Genomic DNA, 20237 nt, shown 5'->3' on the forward strand with positions numbered 1-20237 from the left:
ACCAATTAGTGCCACAGATCGGCGTCCCGCGGACCCATCGGCGCAGGTCAGCGAGTTACACCGTCACAGATCGCGACGCCGTGACCGAACTCAGGTCCTGCTCCGAGACGGCGTAGAGGCGGTCCGCGGACGGGTGCAGGGTGAGGTAGGTGGCACGGGACGCAGCGATCGTGCGCACCACATCGACGCCATCCCAATCCCCCGCCGGGCCGGGTCGCTGGATCCGCCAGATGCCCTCAGGGTCGGGACCCTCGTTGGCGTCCGTGCCTACCCAGATTTGCCGGTAAACAGTCATGGCACCCACGTTAACGTGAATGCCATGGCTGGTGGGCGCTACCCGCCCGGTGTCGGTGCGGGGTTCAGTGGGCCCGCTCGTACGCTTCCTTCACCTCGGCCGGAACGCGGCCACGGTCGGAGACCTCGAATCCGTTCTCCCGGGCCCAGTCCCGGATCTTGGAGGCATCACTGCTGCGGGACGACCCGGAACGACCGGTCTTCCGGCGCCCACCCGATCGACGGGCGTGACCGACCCAGGCGGCCAGATCATCCCGCAACCTGGCGGCGTTGGTTTCATTGAGGTCGATCTCGTACTGAACACCGTCCAGTCCGAAACTGATGGTTTCTGCTGCGTCGGTGCCGTCGATATCGTCGATCAGGAGGACTTTGACCTTCTGGGCCATGGGCTTTCCAATCTATTCTGGTACTGCACCGATACGAATTGAATGTGCCGGGCTCAAGCGTGACACTCCTGTGGTGCTGATGTCACAAGATACCAGTTCTCTAGGACTTGTCCTCACGCTCGATATCGATGGGGATTCGACTCACATGGTCATGACCCGCCTCATCGCCACGCTCGATTGCTTCACGCTCTCTTCGGTCGCTGCTGACGATGGCACGCAACACGACGATGAACAACACCGCCAATACGATCGAGGGAACGATCGCCGCCGAGACAAGCCACCAGTCGGTCATCGCGGCTTCACCAACGGAAATGTAATAGTTTCGCGCATACCGCGGCCGGTCAGGGCCATCAGGAGACGGTCGATTCCCATGCCCATTCCACCTGCGGGTGGCATTCCGTGTTCCATCGCCTCCAGGAACTCCTCATCCAGGGGCATCGCCTCGAAATCGCCGCGCGCTGCCAGTTCTGCCTGCGCTTCCAGCCGCTCCCGCTGGATCACCGGGTCGACCAGTTCCGAGTAGGCGGTGGCCAGTTCCACCCCGCGCACGTACAGGTCCCACTTCTCCACCACACCTGGGATCTCCCGGTGCGCACGGGTCAGCGGCGAGGTGTCCACTGGGAAATCCCGCACGAACGTGGGCGCGTAAAGGTCATCGCCGACGAAATGCTCCCAGAGTTCCTCTGCAGCCTTACCGGGAGTGATGTGGCTCTCGTCCAGTTCCAGCCCGGCAGCACCGGCGATCCTCAATAACTCCGCCAATGGGGTTTGCGGGGTGATTTCCACTCCGGCTGCGGCAGCCAACGATGGATACAACTCAATGCTGTCCCATTCCCCACCGAGTTCGTACTCGGTACCGTCGGCCAGAGTGACCAGCGTGCTATCGAAGGTTTCCTTCGCGGCCCGTTGCACCAGCCGCCGGGTAAGGTCCGCCATCGTGTTGTAGTCGCCGTAGGACTCATAGGCCTCCAGCATCGAGAATTCCGGGGAGTGGGAAGAATCGGCCCCTTCATTGCGGAAGTTGCGATTGATCTCGAAGACTTTCTCGATTCCACCCACCACGGCGCGCTTGAGGAACAGTTCCGGGGCGATTCGCAGGTACAGATCGATATCGAACGCATTCATATGCGTCATGAAGGGTCGTGCGGTTGCTCCACCGTGCTGGGTCTGCAGCATCGGGGTCTCGATCTCCAGGTAGCCACGCTGGTGGAACTCATCGCGCAGCGAGCGCACCACCCGGGCGCGCTGTCGCACCATGTCCCGGGCTGCCGGGCGGGTGATCAGATCCACGTACCGCCGGCGTACCCGGGCCTCCTCGGAGGAGTCCTTGTGCAGGGTGGGCAGCGGGCGCAACGCCTTGCTGGCGATCTGGTAGGAGTCGGCGAAAACGGAGAGCTCGCCTCGCCGGGAGGCGATCACCCGGCCGCTGGCGAACAGGTGGTCCCCCAGATCCACCCGTGCCTTGAACTCCTCCAGGGCCGCCTTGCCGACCGCTCCCTCGGAGAGCATCACCTGCAGTCGCCGGCCCTGCCCGTCCTGCAGTTGGGCGAAGCAGAGCCGGCCGGTGTTGCGCAGGTACATCACGCGACCGGCAACGCCCACCTCGTCGTCGGTCTCCTCCCCGGCCTCCAGGTGCTCGTAGGCGGCGCGGATCCGGGCGATGGTGGTGGTGACCGGCAAGGTCACCGGGTAGGGCTCGACGCCGTCGGCCAGCAGTTGCTCCCGCTTGGCCCGACGCACCTGCATCTGTTCGGGCAGGTCGGCCTCACCGGCAGCCGCACCGGTGGTCTGGTCGGGGGTGGCCGAATCGCGGGCCCGGACAGGACTGACGCTCTCATTCACACCGTCGATCCTAGTCGCTGCGGGGCCGGATCACCCCCGGCCGGGTAGCAGAGGCAGGGCTGGTACGGGGGCACAGTCGGCACGCTCCCGGACACAGGCGCGCGGCCAGCGGCGCGAGGCGCGCACGCCCCGGGCATAGGCAGGGCCACTCCCGGGGGCCGGGCAGCGGCATGGCCGCCCTGGCGGGAAGGACGCCGGGCACCGGCCGGTAGGCTCGCCGGATATCGTCTCAGTCGCGTCCAGGGAGGACCATGCTCAGCGAGATCCGTGCCGACGGCGGAGGTCATCTGACCCGGGACGGCGCACCGCACCAGATCATCTCCGGCGCCCTGCACTACGCACGAGTGCCGGCTGCCCTGTGGGCGGATCGATTGGCCCGGATCGCGGCGATGGGCTGCAACACGGTGGAGACCTACGTGCCGTGGAACTTCCACCAGCCCCGCGCCGGTGCTGAGGCGGACTTCTCCGGCAACCGGGACCTGGGCCGCTTCCTGGATCTCGCCGCGGACGCCGATCTCGGCATCCTGGTACGCCCCGGGCCCTACATCTGCGCCGAGTGGGACATGGGCGGGCTGCCGTCCTGGCTGCTCACCGACGCGGCCACCCGGGCCAATCTGCGCACCGCGCACCCGGGGTTCCTGGCCGCGGTGGATGCCTGGTTCGACGCGCTGATACCGGTGGTGGCCACCCGGCAGGTCTCCCGTGGCGGCCGGGTGGTCGGGGTGCAGGTGGAGAACGAGTACGGCAGTTACGGCAACGACGGGACCTACCTGCAGCACCTGCGCGACGGACTCGCCCGTCGCGGCATCGACGTGCTGCTGTTCACCTCCGATGGCCCCAGCGCCCTGCACCTGGCCGGCGGCACGCTGGCGGACTGTTGGCCGACGGTCAACTTCGGGTCGCGGCAGGCACAGGCCTTCGCCGCCCTACAGCAGTTCCGGCCCGGTAGCGCGAACATGTGCATGGAGTTCTGGAACGGCTGGTTCGACCACTGGGGCGCGCCCCACCACGTGCGCGACGCCGCTCACGCTGCGGCCGAGTTGCGCGCGATGCTCACCGCCGGGGCCTCGGTGAACTTCTACATGGCCCACGGCGGCACCTCCTTCGGGGTGTGGGCCGGAGCGAACTCCTACCCCGATGAGAACGGGCCGGACTACTCCCCCACGATCACCAGCTACGACTACGACGCCCCGATCGCTGAGGACGGCTCCCTCACCGAGAAGTTCGCCGCCTTCCGGGACGTCATCACCGCGCACACCGGTATCGCACCGCCACCGGCGCCACCGACGATTCCGGTCATGGTGCCCCCACCGGCGGCCGTCTCCCAGCGCCTTCCGCTGGAGGGGGTACTGGATGCCCAACCCCTGACGCACCGCGCCACGCCGGCATCGATGGAGGAACTGGGACTGCACCACGGGGTGGTGCGGTACCGCACCACCGCGGCATGGCCGAACTCGGCCGAGTACCTGCACGTGCCCGAGCTCGCGGACCTGGCCGCGGTGTCGATCGACGGCGAGCACGTGGCCCGGCTGCGCCGGGCGGGCCTGGCCGCCCCCGACCCGGCCTACCAGACCGCACCCTTCGCCCTGGCTGCCGCCCCGGCGGAGGGCGACTCGCCCGGGATCGAGAGCGGGGCCGGCTCTGCGACCGGAACCGGTGCTGTGGCCGGAGCCGGTTCCCAGAGCGGTACCGGGTCCGCGGCGGAATCCGAGCCGGCCGCCCACACAGCGCCCCGGCAGCGGAGCCTGGAGGTGCTCGTGCATTCCCTGGGCCGGGTGAACTTCGGACGATTCCTACCCGACGCCAAGGGTCTGGGGCCGGTCCTGGTGGACTTCCAGCACCTGTTCGGCTGGGACCACAGTGCCCTGGACCTGACCGAACTGCCCGACCTGGACTGGACCGATGCGTCCGCCGACGGTTCATCCGCCACCGCCTCAAGCCCCGCGACAGAAGCGCAGCCGGCGTTCCACCGCGTGCCGGTCGAGGTGGACACCCCGGGCTGCGACGCCCATCTGGACATGTCCGGCTGGGGCCATGGCTACGTGTTCCTCAACGGGTTCAACCTGGGTCGGTACTGGAGCGCGGCCGGGCCGCAGCAGTCCCTGTACGCCCCGGCACCGTTGTGGCGCGAAGGCACTAATGAGGTGGTGGTCCTGGAGTTCACCAGAGCCGGAACTCATCTGCCCTTCGCCGACTCGATGATCCTGGGCGAGGTCCTCGAGACGGCGAGCTGACCTCCGCCCCGGTCCCATCAGCCTCGGATGGGCCCGCGGGCGCTCCGGCCCGAGCCGTGTGGTTCAGGACCGCGGCCGCAGGACGATCTCGGTGTTGTCGATCAACCGGGTACGGCCCACCCTGGCCGCGACCACCAGCAGTGCGGCCCCGGCTCCCCTCCGGTGCGGACGCATCGTGACCGGGTCCACCAGTTCCAGGTAGTCCAGGTCCACCACGTCCGGGGCCGCCTCCGCCAGCACCTGCTCAGCGGCGCTGAGCACCTCGCCGGCCGGAGCGCCCTGCTCGGCGGCACGGTGCGCGGCCCGCAGGGCGCCGGACAGGCGGAGCGCCTCGGCCCGCTCGGCCGGGCTGAGGTTGACGTTGCGGCTGGACAACGCCAGCCCGTCGTTCTCGCGCACGGTGTCGCCGGCCACCACCTGCACGTCCAGGTCCAGGTCGCGGACCATCTGGCGCACCAGGGCCAGTTGCTGGGCGTCCTTGCGCCCGAACACCGTGACGTCGGCGCGGGTCAGCGACATCAGTTTGTGCACCACGGTGAGCATGCCGTCGAAGTGCCCGGGTCGGGAGGCGCCCTCGAGCCGCTCGCCCATCTCTCCGGCCTGCACCCGCACCTGCGGCACGCCGCCGGGATACATCTCCTCCACGGCCGGAGCGAACACCAGGTCCACCCCGCCCAGCTCGCGCAGTCGCTCCAGGTCCGCGTCCAGGGTGCTCGGGTACGTCGCCAGATCCTCGGCTCGGTCGAACTGCAGCGGGTTGATGAAGATGGTGACGATGACGTGATCGGCCAGATCACGTGCGGTGCGGATCAGGGACAGGTGTCCGGCGTGCAGGGCACCCATGGTGAACACCGCCGCCCGGCGCACATCCGGTCCCAGGGCGTCCAGGTGGGTGCGCAGGTCCGTCACCGAGTGCACCAGCAGCGGACCGGACGACGACGCAGCCGCCCGGGCCGTCGTCGTCTGCCCCGGGGCGGGCTCACCCGGGCCTGCCACACTCGGGCTGGTGCCGGCCAGGACGTCCATGAGGGCCTGGGCCTGGTCGGTGCGGATCCGGCCGGCCGCAAGAGCGCGTTGGGTGGTCGCGCGGGCCAGGGTGCGGTAGGTGGGCAGCACGTCGGCCGAGGTGCCCTCGGCATCCAGGCGGGCCAGGGTCTCCAGGTGCTCAGCGACGGTGCCGCCATCACCACGCGCCACCGGGCCGGTCAGGGCGCCGTCCCCGGCCCGCAGCGCGCCATCCAGGGCCGCGGAGAGCAGGGGACGCAGCATCGCTCCGCCGTCCTCGATCCCGGCTGCTCCGAGCACCCGGATGGCTTGCGCGGTCAGGGTGACCAGATGGTTCGCCCCGTGCGCCAGCGCCGCGTGGTACAAGGCACGGGAGGTCTCGGGCAGCGCCACCGGTTCACCGCCCATCTCCACCACCAGAGCCTGCGCGATCGGCAGTACCGGCCCGGGGGCGGTCACCGCGAACGGGGCGCCCACCAGGCGGCTCAGGTCCATGGAGGTGCCGGTGAAGGTCATCGCCGGGTGGATTGCCAGCGGGATCGCGCCGCGCTGCATCGCCGGGGCCAGCACGTCTGTGCCGTAGCGCCCGGCGGTGTGCACGAGGAGTTGACCGGGCACGAACCGCTCCAGGGTGGCCAGGCCGGAGACCAGGTCGGCGAGCACATCATCGGGCACCGTCAGCAGCACCAGTTCGCTGCGCTCGACCACCTCCTCCACGCCCAGCACGGGCACGCCCGGCAGCATCGCCTCGGCCCGGTCGCGGCTGGCGGTGGAGGAGGCGCTCAGCCCCACCACGGCGTGCCCGGCCGCCCGGAGCGCGCTGCCCAGGACTGCCCCCACTCGACCGGCGCCGACGACTCCGACGCCGAGCCGGCCCGGCCGATCGTTCACGCCGGGTGGTCCCCACGTGCGTCGGGTCGGGTGGGAGCCAGCCCGGGTGGAGTCTGCTGCGAGGGTGGCTGTCCCATTGCCGGGGGGATCGGCCCCGGTGGCCCCGGCGGCGCCGAGGGTGGCGGGGCTGCCGCCCTCGGTTGGGCTGCCGTCCACGGCTGGGCCGGCGCCGGCGGCGGGGGCTGGGCTCCGGCCGGCTCATCGTGCGGCACCGAGGGTGGGCGGGGCCTGCTGGGCAGCACGCCGGCGTACGCCCCCCGGTTCACCTCCGCCGGAGCCGGTGCCGGTGCCTGTGCCGCAGCAGTTCCCGGCGTACTCATCCACCGCTCGGGCCCGGCCTCGCGGCGCGCGCGGCGGGACCGCTCGGCCTGGTTGACCAGAAGTTCCCGGGCCACCTGCAGGTCCAGATGGTGGACCTGGGGGGTGACCGGCCCCGGGGTGGAGTGCACCACGAAGGTGGCCAGGCCCATCTTCCGCTCGATCGGCCCCTGGGTCAGGCCGATGGACTGCGTGCGTTCATGTGGCACCACGCTGAGGTAGCGCCACCAACGGCCGGTCCGCATCAGGATCGCGGTCCCGGTGACGCGGAAGCCGGTTCGGCGCCAGGTCAGTGGATCCACCCACCGGGCACGCCGCGGACTGGTGGTGAACCCCTCGACGTCACCGATCCCGTCCATTCCGGCGTGCAGAACGGGCAGGGGACGCTCATCGCCCAGGTCGGGCAGCACCAGGGAGAGCATGTAGGCGACCTCGGCACGGGTGGCCGCCGGGTACAGCACGGTGCCGGTCACTTCCTCCGCGCCGTAGCCGGCGATGTTGACCTGCATCCGCCACCAGTCCTTGATCCGCCACAGCGGGGGCTGGGAGATCCGCACCGCCTGCACCCGGCCCGGCGGCACCGTGCGGGACTTGGTCTCCAGCAGCCCGTGCCGCAGCCGGATCCCGTCGGGTGACACCGCTGCCCGGAAGTTGAACTCCCCGGCGAAGCGGCCCCAGAAGTAGGTCGCCGCACCCAGCATCGGGGCCAGTGCACCGAGGACGATGCTGGCGTTGCCCACGGCGATGGAGGCGGCCACCAGGCCGAGGATCGCGAGCACGATCAGAGCGATCGAGAAACTGAGGGCCAACGAGCCGATCAGGCGCCCCGGGGTGATCTCGGCGATCTCCCGCTCCGGTGCCGCAGGGGCGACCGGTGACCCGTGCGCGCCCGCGGAACCGGTGGCATCGGCACTGCCGGAGCTGCCCAGTTTCACGCCGGCGGAGCGTGCCAGGAGTTCGTTGCGCAGATTCTGCGCATCGGGTTCGCTCAGGAACGCGATCATCAGGTTGGAACCGGCACCACCGGCTGATTCGACCTTGACCGAGGCGAACCCGAAGAGGCGGGCCAGCAGCGGCTGGGTGACCTCCACGGCCTGGACCCGGTCCAGGCGCACGTGCCGCTGCTGACGGAAGAGTACGCCCTTGTGCAGGAAGAGACTCTCCCTGCTCACCCCGTACTGGGTGCGGCGCCAGGCCAGGTACCCCAGACCCAAGCCGAGCACGAAACCGACCACCAGCAGGGCCACCAGGGCGCCGAGGATCGCCGCCGCCGCGAAGCGTTCACGAAGGTCGGACATGAACTCCTGGGAGTTGTACACGGCGATCGCGAAGATCACCACACCGACCTTCCACGCGTTCAACAGTGGGGTGATGCGGTGCAACCGGCGCCATTCGGCATCGGTGCCGTCGGCCTGGGCCCGCCCGGCGTCGGGGGGCGGGGCGACCGGCTGACCGGGTAGGCGCGATCCGGTGCCGGGTCCCTCCCCGGCACGCTGTTCCGTTGCCGCCGGTCCCGGGTCGGCGGGCCCGGGCTGAGCGGGTTGGCCGGGGTAGGAAGCCTGGGGTCCGGTCGGTCCCGGGTCGGCAGGTCCGGGCTGAGCAGGTTCGCCGGGGAAGGAAGCCTGCGGTCCGGCCAGGCCCGGTGGAGGGCCGTACCGGCCAGGCGCCGGCGGTACTGCCGGTGGCGCGGGGGGCGGTGACTTCGGACCGGCCTGCGAGGGGGGCGCACCCGGGGGCACCGGCGAAGGTGGACCATAGGGTGCCTGCGGCGACGCACCCTGGGGGCCCCGGGGCGGCGGCTGACCCTGCGGCACCTGGGGCCCATACGGGCCGTCCGCAGCCTGGCCGGCCGGCTGATCGTCCTCGGAACTGTGTCGCCGGCGCGGCGGTGGCGCGAACGGGTTGTGCCCGCCCGGAGGGGGAGGCGAGGTGCTCACAGGCCGGCCAACCTCGCCTCACCGCGAGCGCTGAGCTGGTCACGCAAGCGCCCGGCCTCATCCTGCGGCAGCCCGGGGATCGAGGCGTCGGTGCCCGCGGAGGCGGTGTGCAACTGGACCTGGGCGATCTTCATCCGCCGTGCGATCGGGCCGGCGCTGACGTCCACGTACTGCATCCGGCCGTAGGGCACCATCGTCAGGGTCTTGAACATCACGCCCTTGCGGATCAACAGGTCCTCCTCCTGCTCGGCGTACCCGATCGCCTTGACCTGGCGGGGAATGAGCCAGAGCACCCACACGGTGAGCAGAGCCAGGACTGCCGGGACCAGCCACATCCAGCCGCCGACGTACCAGGCGGGCCCGACCGAAGCCACGGTCGGCAGGCCCAGGAACACCGCGGCGCTGATCATGCGCACCGGGATCAGGCGGGGTGAGACCCGGTGCCACTCCACGCCGGCGACGTCGAACGCCGGGGTCGACTCAATGCTCATGGTGGCCATTGTGTCGGATCATCGCCTCAGGACAAATGTGGCTCCACCGGGCCCGGTGGTCTCGGCTCGTCGGGGTCATCGTCGGGCGGCACGCGGCAACACCACTCGGCGATCAGCCCGGCCGCGATCATGACGCCCGAGGCGATCATCGCGCTTCCCGCCAGCAAGGCCTGCGCGCGCGGCTCCGGGGCCTGCAGCCGCGGTAGCGCCAGAACCAGTTGGCCGGTGAAGTAGCCCAGGTGGGCGGCTCCGGTGATCGCCGCGGCCTGGCCCAACACCAATGTACGGACCGCGTCGGTCGGGTCCAGCGGCTCGCCCGCACGGACGTGCCGGCGGATCCGCAGGCCGAGCAGGAGCACCACGGCCGCCAGCACCAGCACCAGGAGCACCTGCAGCAGCACGACCGGGACGGGATTGTTCCCGCGCGAGGTCCACCACCGCAGAACCATCATGCTCAGGGCCGCCGCCACCACGAAGACGGTGACCAGGGTCTGCCATCGAAGGCGCTGCATCGATGTGGTCAGGACTCCTCGTCACGGCGCTGGACGGGCTGCCAGCGCGGCGCGAACGGCTTGGGGGTCTGCTCGGGGGAGGGCGTCTCGGTGCCGCGCGGGGGCCACGGTGCAGGTGTGTCCGCAGCCGCCGGTGCGGGCTCGGCGGGATCTGGCTCAGCAGGTTGCGTCTCGGCCTGCGCGGGCTCGGGCTCAGCCGGCTCGGGCTCTGGCTCGGCCGGCTCGGGCTCTGGCTCGGCCGGCTCGGGCTCGGGCTCAGCCGGCTCGGGCTCCGGCTCCGGTGCGGTCGCCGCAGGCTCTTGCGCGGGATCGGTCGCCTCGGGCTCGGACTCGGGCTCAGCCGGCTCGGGCTCTGGCTCGGGTTCGGCCGGCCCCGGCTCGGCTGATTCGGACGGGACGCGATCCGGCGTCGGGACCGAGGCCGGCTCGACCTCCTCCTGGCCGACATTGGGCGACGAGGACTGCTCGCCGGAAGCCTGCGCCCAAACCTGGGGCTCGGGGTCCGGCACTCCTGCGGGCTCCCCCTCGACGCCGGACTCACGTGCCGGCGAAACCTCACCCCCGGGCCGGGCGCCGCCGGACTCCGCGACCGACGCGACACCGGCTGGCTGGCCGGCATCGGGCTGCGCGGGATCAGCCGGGGCCGGATCGGCCGTCGGCGCCGGGTCGAGGTCGTCGGCCCCGTCAGGCGCCTCGTCCGGTTGCCCGGCCACGGAGACCTCGGAGCCATCGGGAGCCACCGGGAGCGCACCGGACTCGGCGGCAGCGGGAGCCTGCCACACCCCGGGCGCCTCCGGGGGCACCACCGAGGGCGCTGCCTGCTCGGCCTGCTGCCCGGGTTCGGACTCCTGCGGCGCCGGCGCGTCGTCGTCCTGTTGTGGAGGCACACTCGGCGGTGCCTCCTCACCCCGCGCGGGGACACCCTGCTCCGAGCCACCCTGCTCCGAGCCACCCACCTCGCGGCCCACCGGTGCGGGGGCGGCACTCTCCGAGATCACGAAGCTGGCCGAATCGGTGCCGCTCCCGGTACGTTCGAGCCAGTCCAGCGCGAGCCATCGCACCCCACCGCGGTCCGGAGCGGTTTCGGCCAGCATCGCCACCGGCCCGCCACCGAGGCCGGGAAGGAACGCATCGGCATCGGCCTGCGCCCAGGGCACCAGCACGAAGGCCCGCTCGTTCGCACGCGGGTGCGGCAATTGCAGGTGTTCGGCGGTGGAGGACACACCCTGATAATCGATAATGTCGATATCCACGGTGCGCTGACCCCAACGGTGGGTGCGGACGCGACCGTAACTGTCCTCCAGCGACTGAGCCAGTTCCAGCAGCCGGTTCGGTGACATGGTGGTCGTGGCCAGCACGACGGCGTTGAGGTAGTCCGGCTGGGCGACCGCATCGGCGGCGGTCACCGCGGCAGTACGTGCCAGCGGAGAGACCTCCTGCACCGTCAGGCCGGGTGCGCCGCGCAGATCGTCGACCACCCCCCGCAGCGTCGACCGTACATCGCCGACGTTGCCGCCCAGGCCCAGGACCACCGCGACCTCATCATCGGGTTCGCGGTCCAGCGCGTCGCTGCCGTCCTCCTCCGCCTCGGCCGGGGAGGGAGCCGGCACTCCCTCGTTGGGCGTGTACGGAGACGCCTCGAGCACCGGACCCGGCACCGCCGCGGCCCCGCTCGCGGCCGCGGATTCGGCACGGCTCGGTGCCGAACCGCCGGCACGGTCCGCCGCGCGGCTGATCCGCACCTGCACATCGGAGAACAACAGGCCCAGGGGCGCATCGGGCTTGTGCACGGTGACGTCCACCGCCAGCACCCGCGCGTGCGCCAGCACCGCATCGGCGATCCGGGCGGCCAGGGTCTCCAGCAGGTTCACCGGTTCGCCCTCGATGAGAGCGACCACCTCGGTTGCCACCGCGGCGTAGTCCACGGTCGCACCGAGGTCGTCACCTGCCGCAGCGTCTGAGGTATCGACGTGGATGTCCAGGTCCACCAGGAAGGTCTGGCCGTCCCGGCGCTCCTCCGGCAGGACCCCGTGCCGGCCCACTCCACCTAGTCCGACCAGCCGGATCACATCCGCCTCGGGTCGGTGCGCGTTCGCTGTCATAGCCGCCATTGTGGCCCGTCCTGTTCCGATTATCCCTGCGCGACATCCGGTGTCAGCGCCAGGGCCTGCTGGTCCAGACCCCGGGTCGCGGTCCGGAACTCCTGTGCCACGCGGACCGCATCGACCGAGATCGGCACGTCGTGCACCCGGACCGCCCAGGCGCCGGACCGGGCCACCAGGGCAGATATCGCCGCGCTGGCACGGTCCCGGAAGGTGGGCAGGGACTCGGCGCCGTGCCGGGCCAGCAACTCCCCGATGAAGCGTTTGCGCGAAGCCCCCACCAGCACCGGGAATCCGAGGTCCTGCAAGCGGTGCAGGTTCGCCAGCAGGATCCAGTTCGCCTCGGCGTCCTTGGCAAAACCCAAGCCGGGGTCGATGATGATCCGCTCCTCGGACACCCCGGCATCGACCACCGCCTGGACCTGGGCGGACAGTTCCGCCCGCACGTCCTCGACCACGTCGTCGTACTTCGTCAAGGAGGCCATCACGTCGGAGTGTCCGCGCCAGTGGGACAGGATGAACCGGGCGTCGCTCTCAGCGGCGACCGCGGCCATGTCCGGATCGGCGCGGCCCCCGGAGACGTCATTGATGATGCCGGCGCCCGCCTGCACGGCGACGCTGGCAACCTGTGCGCGCATCGTGTCCACACTGAGCACCGGAGCGTGCCCGAGCAGTCCCTCGATCACCGGGAGCACCCGGTCCAGTTCCTCTTGCACACCCACCCGGGAGGCTCCCGGGCGGGTGGACTCCCCACCGATGTCCAGGATGTCGGCGCCCTGGGCCAGCAGGTGGCGACCATGGGCGATCGCCACGTCACGTTCGAACCACTGGCCTCCGTCACTGAAGGAGTCAGGGGTGACGTTGACGATGCCCATCACCTGCGTGCGTGTGCTCACGACTCCAGGGTATGACGCCGGGCGCACTGTCGGCGCAGGATGGTGCGGCGGGATCTTCGACGGGAACAGTCGCCGGCTCGGCCTGTGGACCAGACCCGGTCCCGGTTCGTCAGGCGCAGTGCGGGTTGATCAGGCTCAGTGCCGGTTGATCAGGCTCATCGCCTCGGCCCGGGTGGGACCCTGGCGCATCATGCCCCGCACCGCGGAGGTGACGGTCCGCGAACCGGGCTTGCGCACTCCACGCATCGACATGCACAGGTGCTCGGCCTCGACCACCACGATCACCCCGCGGGCACCCAGCAGGTGCACCAACGCGTCGGCGACCTCGGTGGTCAGTCGCTCCTGCACCTGGGGGCGTTTGGCATAGACATCGACCAGACGGGCCAGTTTGCTCAACCCCGTGACCCGGCCGTGGGCGTCCGGGATGTAGCCCACGTGCGCCACCCCGTGGAAGGGCAGCAGGTGGTGCTCGCACATGGAGTACACCTCGATGTCGCGCACCAGCACCATCTCCTGGTGCTCGATGTCGAAGAAGGTCTGCACCACCTCGGCAGGGTCCTGGTGCAGACCCGAGAAGGACTCGGCCAGGGAACGGGCCACCCGCTCGGGCGTCTCCCGCAGGCCCTCGCGGTCGGGGTCCTCCCCGACGGCGAGGAGCAGGTCCCGCACGGCCCGAGCCACCCCGGCGGCGTCGTAGGGCCGCACTCTCCGGCGGTCCCCGACCACCCGCCCGGCTTCCGCGCCCCGCGGGCGGTCGCCGTCGCCGTCGGCCCTGCCCGGGTGGGGGCTCCGCCCGGGCGCAGGGTCCTGCGCGGGCGCGGCGTCGTGGTCTGCCATGGCAGGCACCTCCTGTGCGGGAACCGGCGGTGAGGGAGTCCTCGCGCCAGCCTATTGCGGCGGCACCGCCACCTTAGTGCGCGCCGGCCGCCACCTTACGGCGCGCTTGCCGCCACCGGGCGCAGTGCGCGATCCGAACCGGCCGGATGCACCATCGCGTGCCTACTTTTGCTTGTTGGTAGACATAAGTGCCCATAGGGTGGTTGCGACCCTCCGCATCGACCTAGGAGCACTCCCCGTGTCCCACTCCCTCCAGCTCTACACCCTGCGCAACCACCTCGACGAAGACCTGGACGGCACCCTGAAGCGGGTGGCCGAGTTCGGGTACACCCAGGTGGAGCCGTACCGGATCGTGCCCGAGACCGAGGCACTGGGAGCAGCGCTGCGTACGCACGGGCTCAGCGCCCCCACCACGCACGCGCCGCTGCTCGGGGAGAACCAGGCCGGGATCTTCGCCGCCGCCACACAACTGGGCATCGGCACCGTGATTCTGCCGGCCACTCCGGAGTCGGAGTGGACCAGCGCCGCAGGCGTGGAGGCGATCGCCGCCGCCCTGAACCAGGCCGCGAGTGCCGCCGCCGAGCACGGTCTGAAGATCGGCTACCACAACCACTGGTGGGAGTTCGCGCAGATCGATGGCCGCACCGCGATCGAGTACTTCGCCGACCGACTCGACCCGGAGGTGGTCCTGGAGATCGACACCTACTGGGCCGCAGTTGCCGGGGTGGACCCGGTAGCCCTGATCGGCACCCTGGGACCGCGGGTGCAGTACCTGCACCTGAAGGACGGCCCGATCACCAGTGACGCCGCCGATCAGATGGCGCTGGGCGAGGGCTCGATGCCGGTACCGGACATTCTGGCGGCGGCCGAGCACCTGAAACTGGGCGTGGTGGAACTCGATGACCACCGCGGCGACATGTTCACCGCCGTGGAGCAGTCCCTGCGCTACCTGGAAGGGATCGCCAAGTGAGCGCTGCGACAGCCGGAGCAGCCGGGGCGGCACTGTCCGCGCAGGGTTCGGGACCGGTGGGGGTCGGGGTGATCGGGGCCGGGGTGATCTCCGGCGCCTACCTGCGGACCATGACCTCCTTCCCCGACCTGCAGGTGCACGCGATCGCCGACCAGAACGCCCGAGCCGCTGCGGACAGGGCCGAGGAGTACGCGATCCCCACCCACGGCGACGTCGAGGCGGTCCTGAACCACCCCGAGGTGGAGATCGTGGTGAACCTGACCACCCCGGCTGCGCACGTGGCGGTGGGCCAGGCCGCAATCGCCGCCGGCAAGCACGTGTGGAACGAGAAGCCGCTCGCCCTGGACGTGGACGCCGGGAAGTCACTGCTGGACCAGGCCGCCGCGGCCGGACTCCGGGTGGGCTGCGCACCCGACACCGTCCTGGGCACCGGCCTGCAGACCGCGCGCCGGATCATCGAGCGTGGCGACATCGGCACCCCGCTCACGGCGCTGGCGTTGATGCAGAACCCCGGCCCGGACCTGTGGCACCCCAACCCGGCGTTCCTGTTCGGGGAGGGCGCCGGCCCCTTGTTCGACATCGGGCCCTACTATCTGACCACCCTGATCCAGATCTTCGGCTCGGTGGCCACCGTGGCGGCACTGGCCTCCACCGCGCGCACCGAGCGCGTCATCGGGTCCGGCCCCAATGCCGGGCAGACCTTCGAGGTCACCGCCGACACCCATACCGGCGCGCTCATCGGATTCGCCTCCGGCGCCAGCGCCCAGGCGGTGTTCAGTTTCGACTCCCCGGCCCCGCGCACCGGGTTCGTCGAGATCGCCGGCAGCGAGGCCACCATCGCGCTACCGGACCCGAACCAGTTCGACGGGCAGATCCGGCTGTGGCGCACCGGCTCCGATGAGTGGGAGGCCATCGACTCCACCGGCCCCGCGCACGGACGGGGCCTGGGCGTGCTGGAGATGGCCCGGGCGATCCGCAGCGGCACCGGCCATCGGGCCAGCGGCGATCTGGCCCTGCACGTGCTGGAGGTGATGGCGTCGATCACCTCCTCGGCCCGCACCACCTCGTTCGTCTCGATAGGCTCCCGGGCACCGGACGTGCCGGTCCTGGACGACGGCTTCGATCCGGCCCGACCGACCCTGGGGGCAGCATGAGCGACGCAGCCACGGGCACCGGCAGCCCAGGCAGCACCGGCAGCCCAGGCACCGGGCCCCTGGGCGTGGCCTGCATCGGCTACGCGTTCATGGGCAAGGCCCACTCGGCCGCCTGGCGAGAGGTGAGCGCCCACTTCGACGTCCCGGCGACCTCGCGCCAGGTGCTGGTGGGACGCGATGCCGGCCAGGTGGCCGAGGCCGCCGCCACCTACGGGTGGGCCGAGTCCGCCACCGACTGGCGTGACGTGATCGCCCGGGATGACATCGACATCGTCGACATCTGCACACCGGGGGAGACGCACGCCGAGATCGCCCTGGCCGCCCTGGCCGCGGGCAAGCACGTCATGGTGGAAAAGCCCCTGGCCAACACCCTCACCGAGGCCGAGGCGATGGCCGCGGCCGCGACCGAGGCCACCGGGCGCGGGGCGTTCTCCATGGTCGGGTTCAACTACCGCCGGGTGCCGGCGCTGGCGCATGCCCGGAACCTGATCGCGCAGGGCGTCATCGGACAGGTCCGCCAGATCCGCGGGGCCTACCTGCAGGACTGGCTGGCCGACGCTCAGGCACCGATGACCTGGCGACTGCGGGCCGAGACCGCCGGATCGGGCGCCCTCGGCGACATCGCCAGCCACACCGTGGACCTGGTCGGCTTCCTGACCGGTTCCACCGCCACCGACGTGTCGGCCCGGCTGCAGACGTTCGTACCGCAGCGCCCGGGGCCCGCCGGGCCCGAGGACGTGACGGTCGACGACGGCGCCTGGCTGACCCTGGGCCTGTCCGGTGGGGCCGTGGCCGAGCGGGCGGTAGCCGGCGTGGAGGTCTCCCGGGTGGCGCTGGGCCGCAAGAACGCCCTCACCCTGGAGATCTACGGCACCGAGGGTGCGATCTGTTTCGACCTGGAGCGGTTGAACGAATTGCAGGTGCTGCGCGGCACCGACGCCGCCTCGCACGGGTTCGCCCGCGTCCTGATCACCGAGGAGGACCACCCCTACCTGTCCGCGTGGTGGCCACCGGGGCACGTGATCGGGTGGCAGCACACCTTCGTGCACCAGGTGCGCGACTTCCTCTCCGCACTGGACTCGGGGACCCCGCCCACGCCGTCGTTCGCCGACGGCCTGGCCACCCAACGGGTGTTGGCCGCCGCCCAGGAGTCCGCCCGGAACGCCTCGGCCACCATCACACTGGGGTCGGCCTGACCCGTCGATCCTGACCTGTCCCACCACCCACGAAGGAGTCACCATGGCACGCCCGTTCACCCTGTTCACCGGCCAGTGGGCCGACCTGACCCTGGAGGAGGTGGCCGAACTCGCCGCCGGGTGGGGCTATGACGGCCTGGAGATCGCGGTGTCCGGGGAGCACCTGGATGCCTGGCGCTGGGACGACGACGACTACATCGCCGATCGGTTGGGCATCCTGGAGCGGCACGGGCTGAGACTGTGGACGATCTCGAACCACCTCAAGGGTCAGGCGGTGTGTGATGACCCGATCGACTTCCGGCACCAGGCCATCGTGGGTGCCAGGGTGTGGGGCGATGGGGACCCCGAGGGGGTGCGCCAGCGCGCGGCCGAGGAGATGAAGCACACCGCCCGCCTGGCTCGGCGGCTGGGAGTGGACACCGTGGTGGGCTTCACCGGATCCTCGATCTGGCAGTACGTGGCGATGTTCCCCCCGGTACCGGCCGAGAAGATCGAGGCGGGCTACGCCGACTTCGCCGAGCGATGGAACCCGATCCTGGACGTCTTCGACTCCGAGGGCGTGCGGTTCGCCCACGAGGTGCACCCCAGCGAGATCGCCTATGACTACCACTCCACGGTGAAGACCCTGGAGGCGATCGGGCACCGGGAGGCGTTCGGGCTGAACTGGGACCCCTCGCACATGATGTGGCAGGGCATCGACGTCGTCGACTTCATCTACGACTTCGCTGATCGCATCTACCACGTGGACTGCAAGGACACCAAGATGCGGATGGGCAACGGCCGGGCCGGGATCCTGTCCTCGCACCTGCCCTGGGGCGATGGGCGGCGCGGCTGGGACTTCGTCTCCGCCGGGCGGGGAGACGTGCCGTGGGAGCAGGCGTTCCGGGCGCTGACCGCGATCGGATACGACGGGCCGATCTCGGTGGAGTGGGAGGACGCGGGGATGGACCGGCTGGTGGGTGCCCCGGAGTCACTGGCAGCGCTGAAGAAGTTCGACTTCGAACCGTCCACCCAGTCCTTCGACGCCGCCTTCAGCCAGGACTGACCGGGCCGCGCCACCCGCCACGCGCCACCCCGACAGCGGGGCTACTGCCCGGGGGCCGGTGGCTCCGGGTCCGGTGCGGGCGCGGTGCCGGTGGGCGGGTTCGCCGTCTCGCCCCCGGCGGCGGCGGCCTGGTCCTGGGGCAGTTCCTGGCCCTCGCCTCCGGCGATCTCCCGGGAGGAGCGCACCGGCGGTTTGTCGCTGATGGTGCGCTGCTGACTGGACAGCCACACCGGGCGCGGGTCGCGCTTGGTCACGGCGGCGAAGATCTCCGCGAGTTCCTGCTGGTTCAGGGTCTCCCGCTCCAGCAGTTCCAGCGCGAGTTCGTCGAGCACGTGGCGGTACCCGGTCAGGATCTCCCAGGCCTCGTCATGGGCAGACTCGATCAGCCGGCGCACCTCGGCGTCGACCCGGCCGGCCACGTCCTCGGAGTACTCCCGCTCGTGGCCCATGTCCCGGCCGAGGAACACCTCGCCGGAGGCCGAGCCCAGTTTGATCGCCCCGACCCGTTCGCTCATCCCGAACTCCTTGACCATCCGCCGTGCGGTGGCGGTGGCCTTCTCGATGTCGTTGGAGGCGCCGGTGGTGGGGTCGTGGAAGACGATCTCCTCGGCCACCCTCCCACCCATGGCGTAGGCGAGTTGGTCGAGCAGTTCGTTGCGGGTGGTGGAGTACTTGTCCTCGGCGGGCATCACCATCGTGTACCCCAGGGCCCGCCCGCGCGGCAGGATGGTCACCTTGGTGACCGGGTCGGTGTAACGCAGCGCCGCTGCCACCAGCGCGTGTCCGCCCTCGTGGTAGGCGGTGAGTTTGCGCTCCTGCTCGTTCATCACCCGGCTGTGCTTCTGCGGGCCGGCGATCACCCGGTCGATGGCCTCGTCCAGGGCCTTGTTGGTGATCGTGGTGCCGTGGGTGCGGGCGGTCAGCAACGCGGCCTCGTTCAACACGTTCGCCAGGTCGGCGCCGGTGAATCCGGGGGTGCGCTTGGCCACCATGTGCAGGTCCACGTCCGGGGCCATCGGCTTGCCCTGGGAATGCACCGCCAGGATCGCCTCGCGACCCTTGAGGTCCGGTGCTTCCACGGTGATCTGCCGGTCGAACCGGCCCGGGCGCAGCAGGGCCGGGTCCAGGATGTCGGGCCGGTTGGTCGCGGCGATCATGATGACGTTGGCGTTGGCGTCGAAGCCGTCCATCTCCACCAGCATCTGGTTCAGGGTCTGCTCGCGCTCGTCGTGCCCGCCACCAAGGCCGGCGCCGCGCTGGCGACCCACGGCGTCGATCTCGTCCACGAAGATGATCGCCGGAGCGTTCGCCTTGGCCTGCTCGAACAGGTCCCGCACCCGCGAGGCTCCCACGCCCACGAACATCTCCACGAAGTCCGAGCCGGAGATGGTGTAGAAGGGCACTTCGGCCTCACCGGCCACCGCCCGGGCCAACAGTGTCTTACCCGTCCCGGGCGGCCCGTACAGCAGCACGCCCTTGGGGATCTTGGCGCCCACCGCCTGGAACTTGGCCGGGTCGGCGAGGAAGTCCTTGATCTCCTCCATCTCCTCCACGGCCTCATCGGCTCCGGCCACGTCGGAGAACCGCACCTTCGGGGTCTCCTTGGTGACCTGCTTGGCCTTGGACTTGCCGAAGTTCATCATCCGCGACCCGCCGCCCTGCATGCGGGAGAGGATGAACCAGAACACCCCGATCAGCAGCGCGATGGTCAGGAACGTCATGAGGAACGTGGTCCACCACGGGGTCTGCGGCACCACCGAGTTGTACCCGCCCTCGGGCTCGGCGGCCACGATCGCCTCGATCACGGCCTCGCCCTGGGGCTCGGTGTAGTAGAACTCCAGGTCGGTGCCCTTGCTCTCCCCGTCCACCTCGTAGTCCTCGGACAGGACCAGGTTCACCCGCTGTTGCCCGTCGGTGATCTGCACCTGTTCCACGGTGTCGCCGGCGAGCAGCTCCAGGCCGGTGGAGGTGTCGATCTCCTCCACGCCCGGAGCGGAGAAGATGCGGATACTGAGCCAGAGCATGGACAGGGCGATGAGGATCCAGATGAATGGACCTCGGAAGAGTTTCTTGACGTTCATCTCCGGGGGGTGCGCCCCGTCCCTCCTGCTCGCAGTGTTCGCAGCA

Annotated in this window: 17 protein-coding genes and 1 pseudogene; 5 read left to right on the forward strand and 13 right to left on the reverse strand. The window is 70.6% G+C overall.

All coding sequences use genetic code 11. The features are described 5' to 3' along the window. Positions 1-55: 55 nt before the first annotated feature. The 4 genes from ACPL7H_RS00005 to lysS form a co-directional block, all read right to left on the reverse strand. A complete protein-coding gene (locus ACPL7H_RS00005; RefSeq protein WP_424795187.1) occupies positions 56-295 on the reverse strand; it encodes a hypothetical protein in 240 nt (79 codons plus the stop codon). Between the two features lie 64 nt (positions 296-359). Then, positions 360-680 carry a histone-like nucleoid-structuring protein Lsr2 gene (locus ACPL7H_RS00010; RefSeq protein ID WP_424786699.1) on the reverse strand — a complete coding sequence of 107 codons (321 nt, stop codon included), beginning with the start codon at positions 678-680 and terminating at the stop codon, positions 360-362. Between the two features lie 100 nt (positions 681-780). Next, complete coding sequence (locus ACPL7H_RS00015) at positions 781-972, reverse strand: hypothetical protein (RefSeq protein WP_424786700.1); 192 nt, start codon at positions 970-972, stop codon at positions 781-783. Beyond that, positions 969-2426: a lysine--tRNA ligase gene (lysS, locus tag ACPL7H_RS00020; protein ID WP_424795772.1), complete on the reverse strand. Its 1458-nt coding sequence runs from the start codon at positions 2424-2426 to the stop codon at positions 969-971. The genes ACPL7H_RS00015 and lysS overlap by 4 nt, the downstream gene beginning before the upstream one ends. A 347-nt stretch (positions 2427-2773) precedes the next feature. Here lysS and ACPL7H_RS00025 point away from each other — a divergent pair, with 347 nt between their 5' ends. Next, positions 2774-4756 (forward strand): glycoside hydrolase family 35 protein, encoded by a 1983-nt coding sequence (locus ACPL7H_RS00025; RefSeq protein ID WP_424795188.1) that lies wholly within the window; start codon positions 2774-2776, stop codon positions 4754-4756. A 63-nt stretch (positions 4757-4819) separates the two neighbouring features. Here the strand turns inward: ACPL7H_RS00025 and panC are convergent, their stop codons facing one another. The 8 genes and pseudogenes from panC to folE all read right to left on the reverse strand — a co-directional run bounded on the left by panC (position 4820) and on the right by folE (position 13745). Then, entirely contained in the window at positions 4820-5752 is a 933-nt protein-coding gene (panC, locus tag ACPL7H_RS00030; RefSeq protein ID WP_424795773.1) for a pantoate--beta-alanine ligase, read from the reverse strand. Further along, positions 5735-6652: pseudogene (locus tag ACPL7H_RS00035) on the reverse strand (Rossmann-like and DUF2520 domain-containing protein); the annotation flags it as partial. The gene panC and the pseudogene ACPL7H_RS00035, both read right to left, overlap by 18 nt. Then, positions 6649-8331, reverse strand: a complete 1683-nt coding sequence (locus tag ACPL7H_RS00040; RefSeq protein WP_424786702.1) for a PH domain-containing protein — start codon at positions 8329-8331, stop codon at positions 6649-6651. The pseudogene ACPL7H_RS00035 and the gene ACPL7H_RS00040, both read right to left, overlap by 4 nt. A 572-nt stretch (positions 8332-8903) precedes the next feature. Continuing rightward, complete coding sequence (locus tag ACPL7H_RS00045; protein WP_424786703.1) at positions 8904-9398, reverse strand: PH domain-containing protein; 495 nt, start codon at positions 9396-9398, stop codon at positions 8904-8906. Between the two features lie 26 nt (positions 9399-9424). After that, positions 9425-9910, reverse strand: a complete 486-nt coding sequence (locus tag ACPL7H_RS00050) for a DUF3180 domain-containing protein (protein ID WP_424786704.1) — start codon at positions 9908-9910, stop codon at positions 9425-9427. Positions 9911-9918: 8 nt separating this feature from the next. Beyond that, positions 9919-12012: a 2-amino-4-hydroxy-6-hydroxymethyldihydropteridine diphosphokinase gene (gene folK, locus ACPL7H_RS00055; RefSeq protein ID WP_424795189.1), complete on the reverse strand. Its 2094-nt coding sequence runs from the start codon at positions 12010-12012 to the stop codon at positions 9919-9921. A gap of 29 nt (positions 12013-12041) precedes the next feature. Then, positions 12042-12908 carry a dihydropteroate synthase gene (gene folP / locus ACPL7H_RS00060; protein ID WP_424786706.1) on the reverse strand — a complete coding sequence of 289 codons (867 nt, stop codon included), beginning with the start codon at positions 12906-12908 and terminating at the stop codon, positions 12042-12044. Between the two features lie 135 nt (positions 12909-13043). Continuing rightward, the gene (gene folE, locus ACPL7H_RS00065; RefSeq protein ID WP_424795190.1) at positions 13044-13745 is read right to left on the reverse strand and encodes a GTP cyclohydrolase I FolE; all 702 of its coding nucleotides are present in this window, start codon (positions 13743-13745) and stop codon (positions 13044-13046) included. Positions 13746-13983: 238 nt separating this feature from the next. Between folE and ACPL7H_RS00070 the strand changes: the two genes are divergently transcribed. From ACPL7H_RS00070 to ACPL7H_RS00085, 4 genes are read left to right on the forward strand one after another with little or no spacing between them, the layout of a single operon-like run. Then, positions 13984-14715: a sugar phosphate isomerase/epimerase family protein gene (locus ACPL7H_RS00070; RefSeq protein WP_424795191.1), complete on the forward strand. Its 732-nt coding sequence runs from the start codon at positions 13984-13986 to the stop codon at positions 14713-14715. Beyond that, positions 14712-15869, forward strand: coding sequence for a Gfo/Idh/MocA family protein (locus ACPL7H_RS00075; protein WP_424795192.1), 1158 nt, complete (start codon positions 14712-14714; stop codon positions 15867-15869). Before ACPL7H_RS00070 ends, ACPL7H_RS00075 begins: the two co-directional genes overlap by 4 nt. Continuing rightward, positions 15866-17065 (forward strand): Gfo/Idh/MocA family protein, encoded by a 1200-nt coding sequence (locus tag ACPL7H_RS00080; RefSeq protein ID WP_424786710.1) that lies wholly within the window; start codon positions 15866-15868, stop codon positions 17063-17065. Before ACPL7H_RS00075 ends, ACPL7H_RS00080 begins: the two co-directional genes overlap by 4 nt. A gap of 43 nt (positions 17066-17108) precedes the next feature. Next, a complete protein-coding gene (locus ACPL7H_RS00085) occupies positions 17109-18110 on the forward strand; it encodes a sugar phosphate isomerase/epimerase family protein (protein WP_424786711.1) in 1002 nt (333 codons plus the stop codon). Positions 18111-18151: 41 nt separating this feature from the next. On the opposite strand, the gene ftsH is transcribed toward ACPL7H_RS00085, so the two are convergent. Further along, entirely contained in the window at positions 18152-20191 is a 2040-nt protein-coding gene (gene ftsH, locus ACPL7H_RS00090) for an ATP-dependent zinc metalloprotease FtsH (protein WP_424786712.1), read from the reverse strand. Between the last annotated feature and the right edge of the window lie 46 nt (positions 20192-20237).

The organism is Pseudactinotalea sp. Z1732 (assembly GCF_049724975.1).
Classification (GTDB): Bacteria; Actinomycetota; Actinomycetes; order Actinomycetales; family Beutenbergiaceae; genus CALKWS01.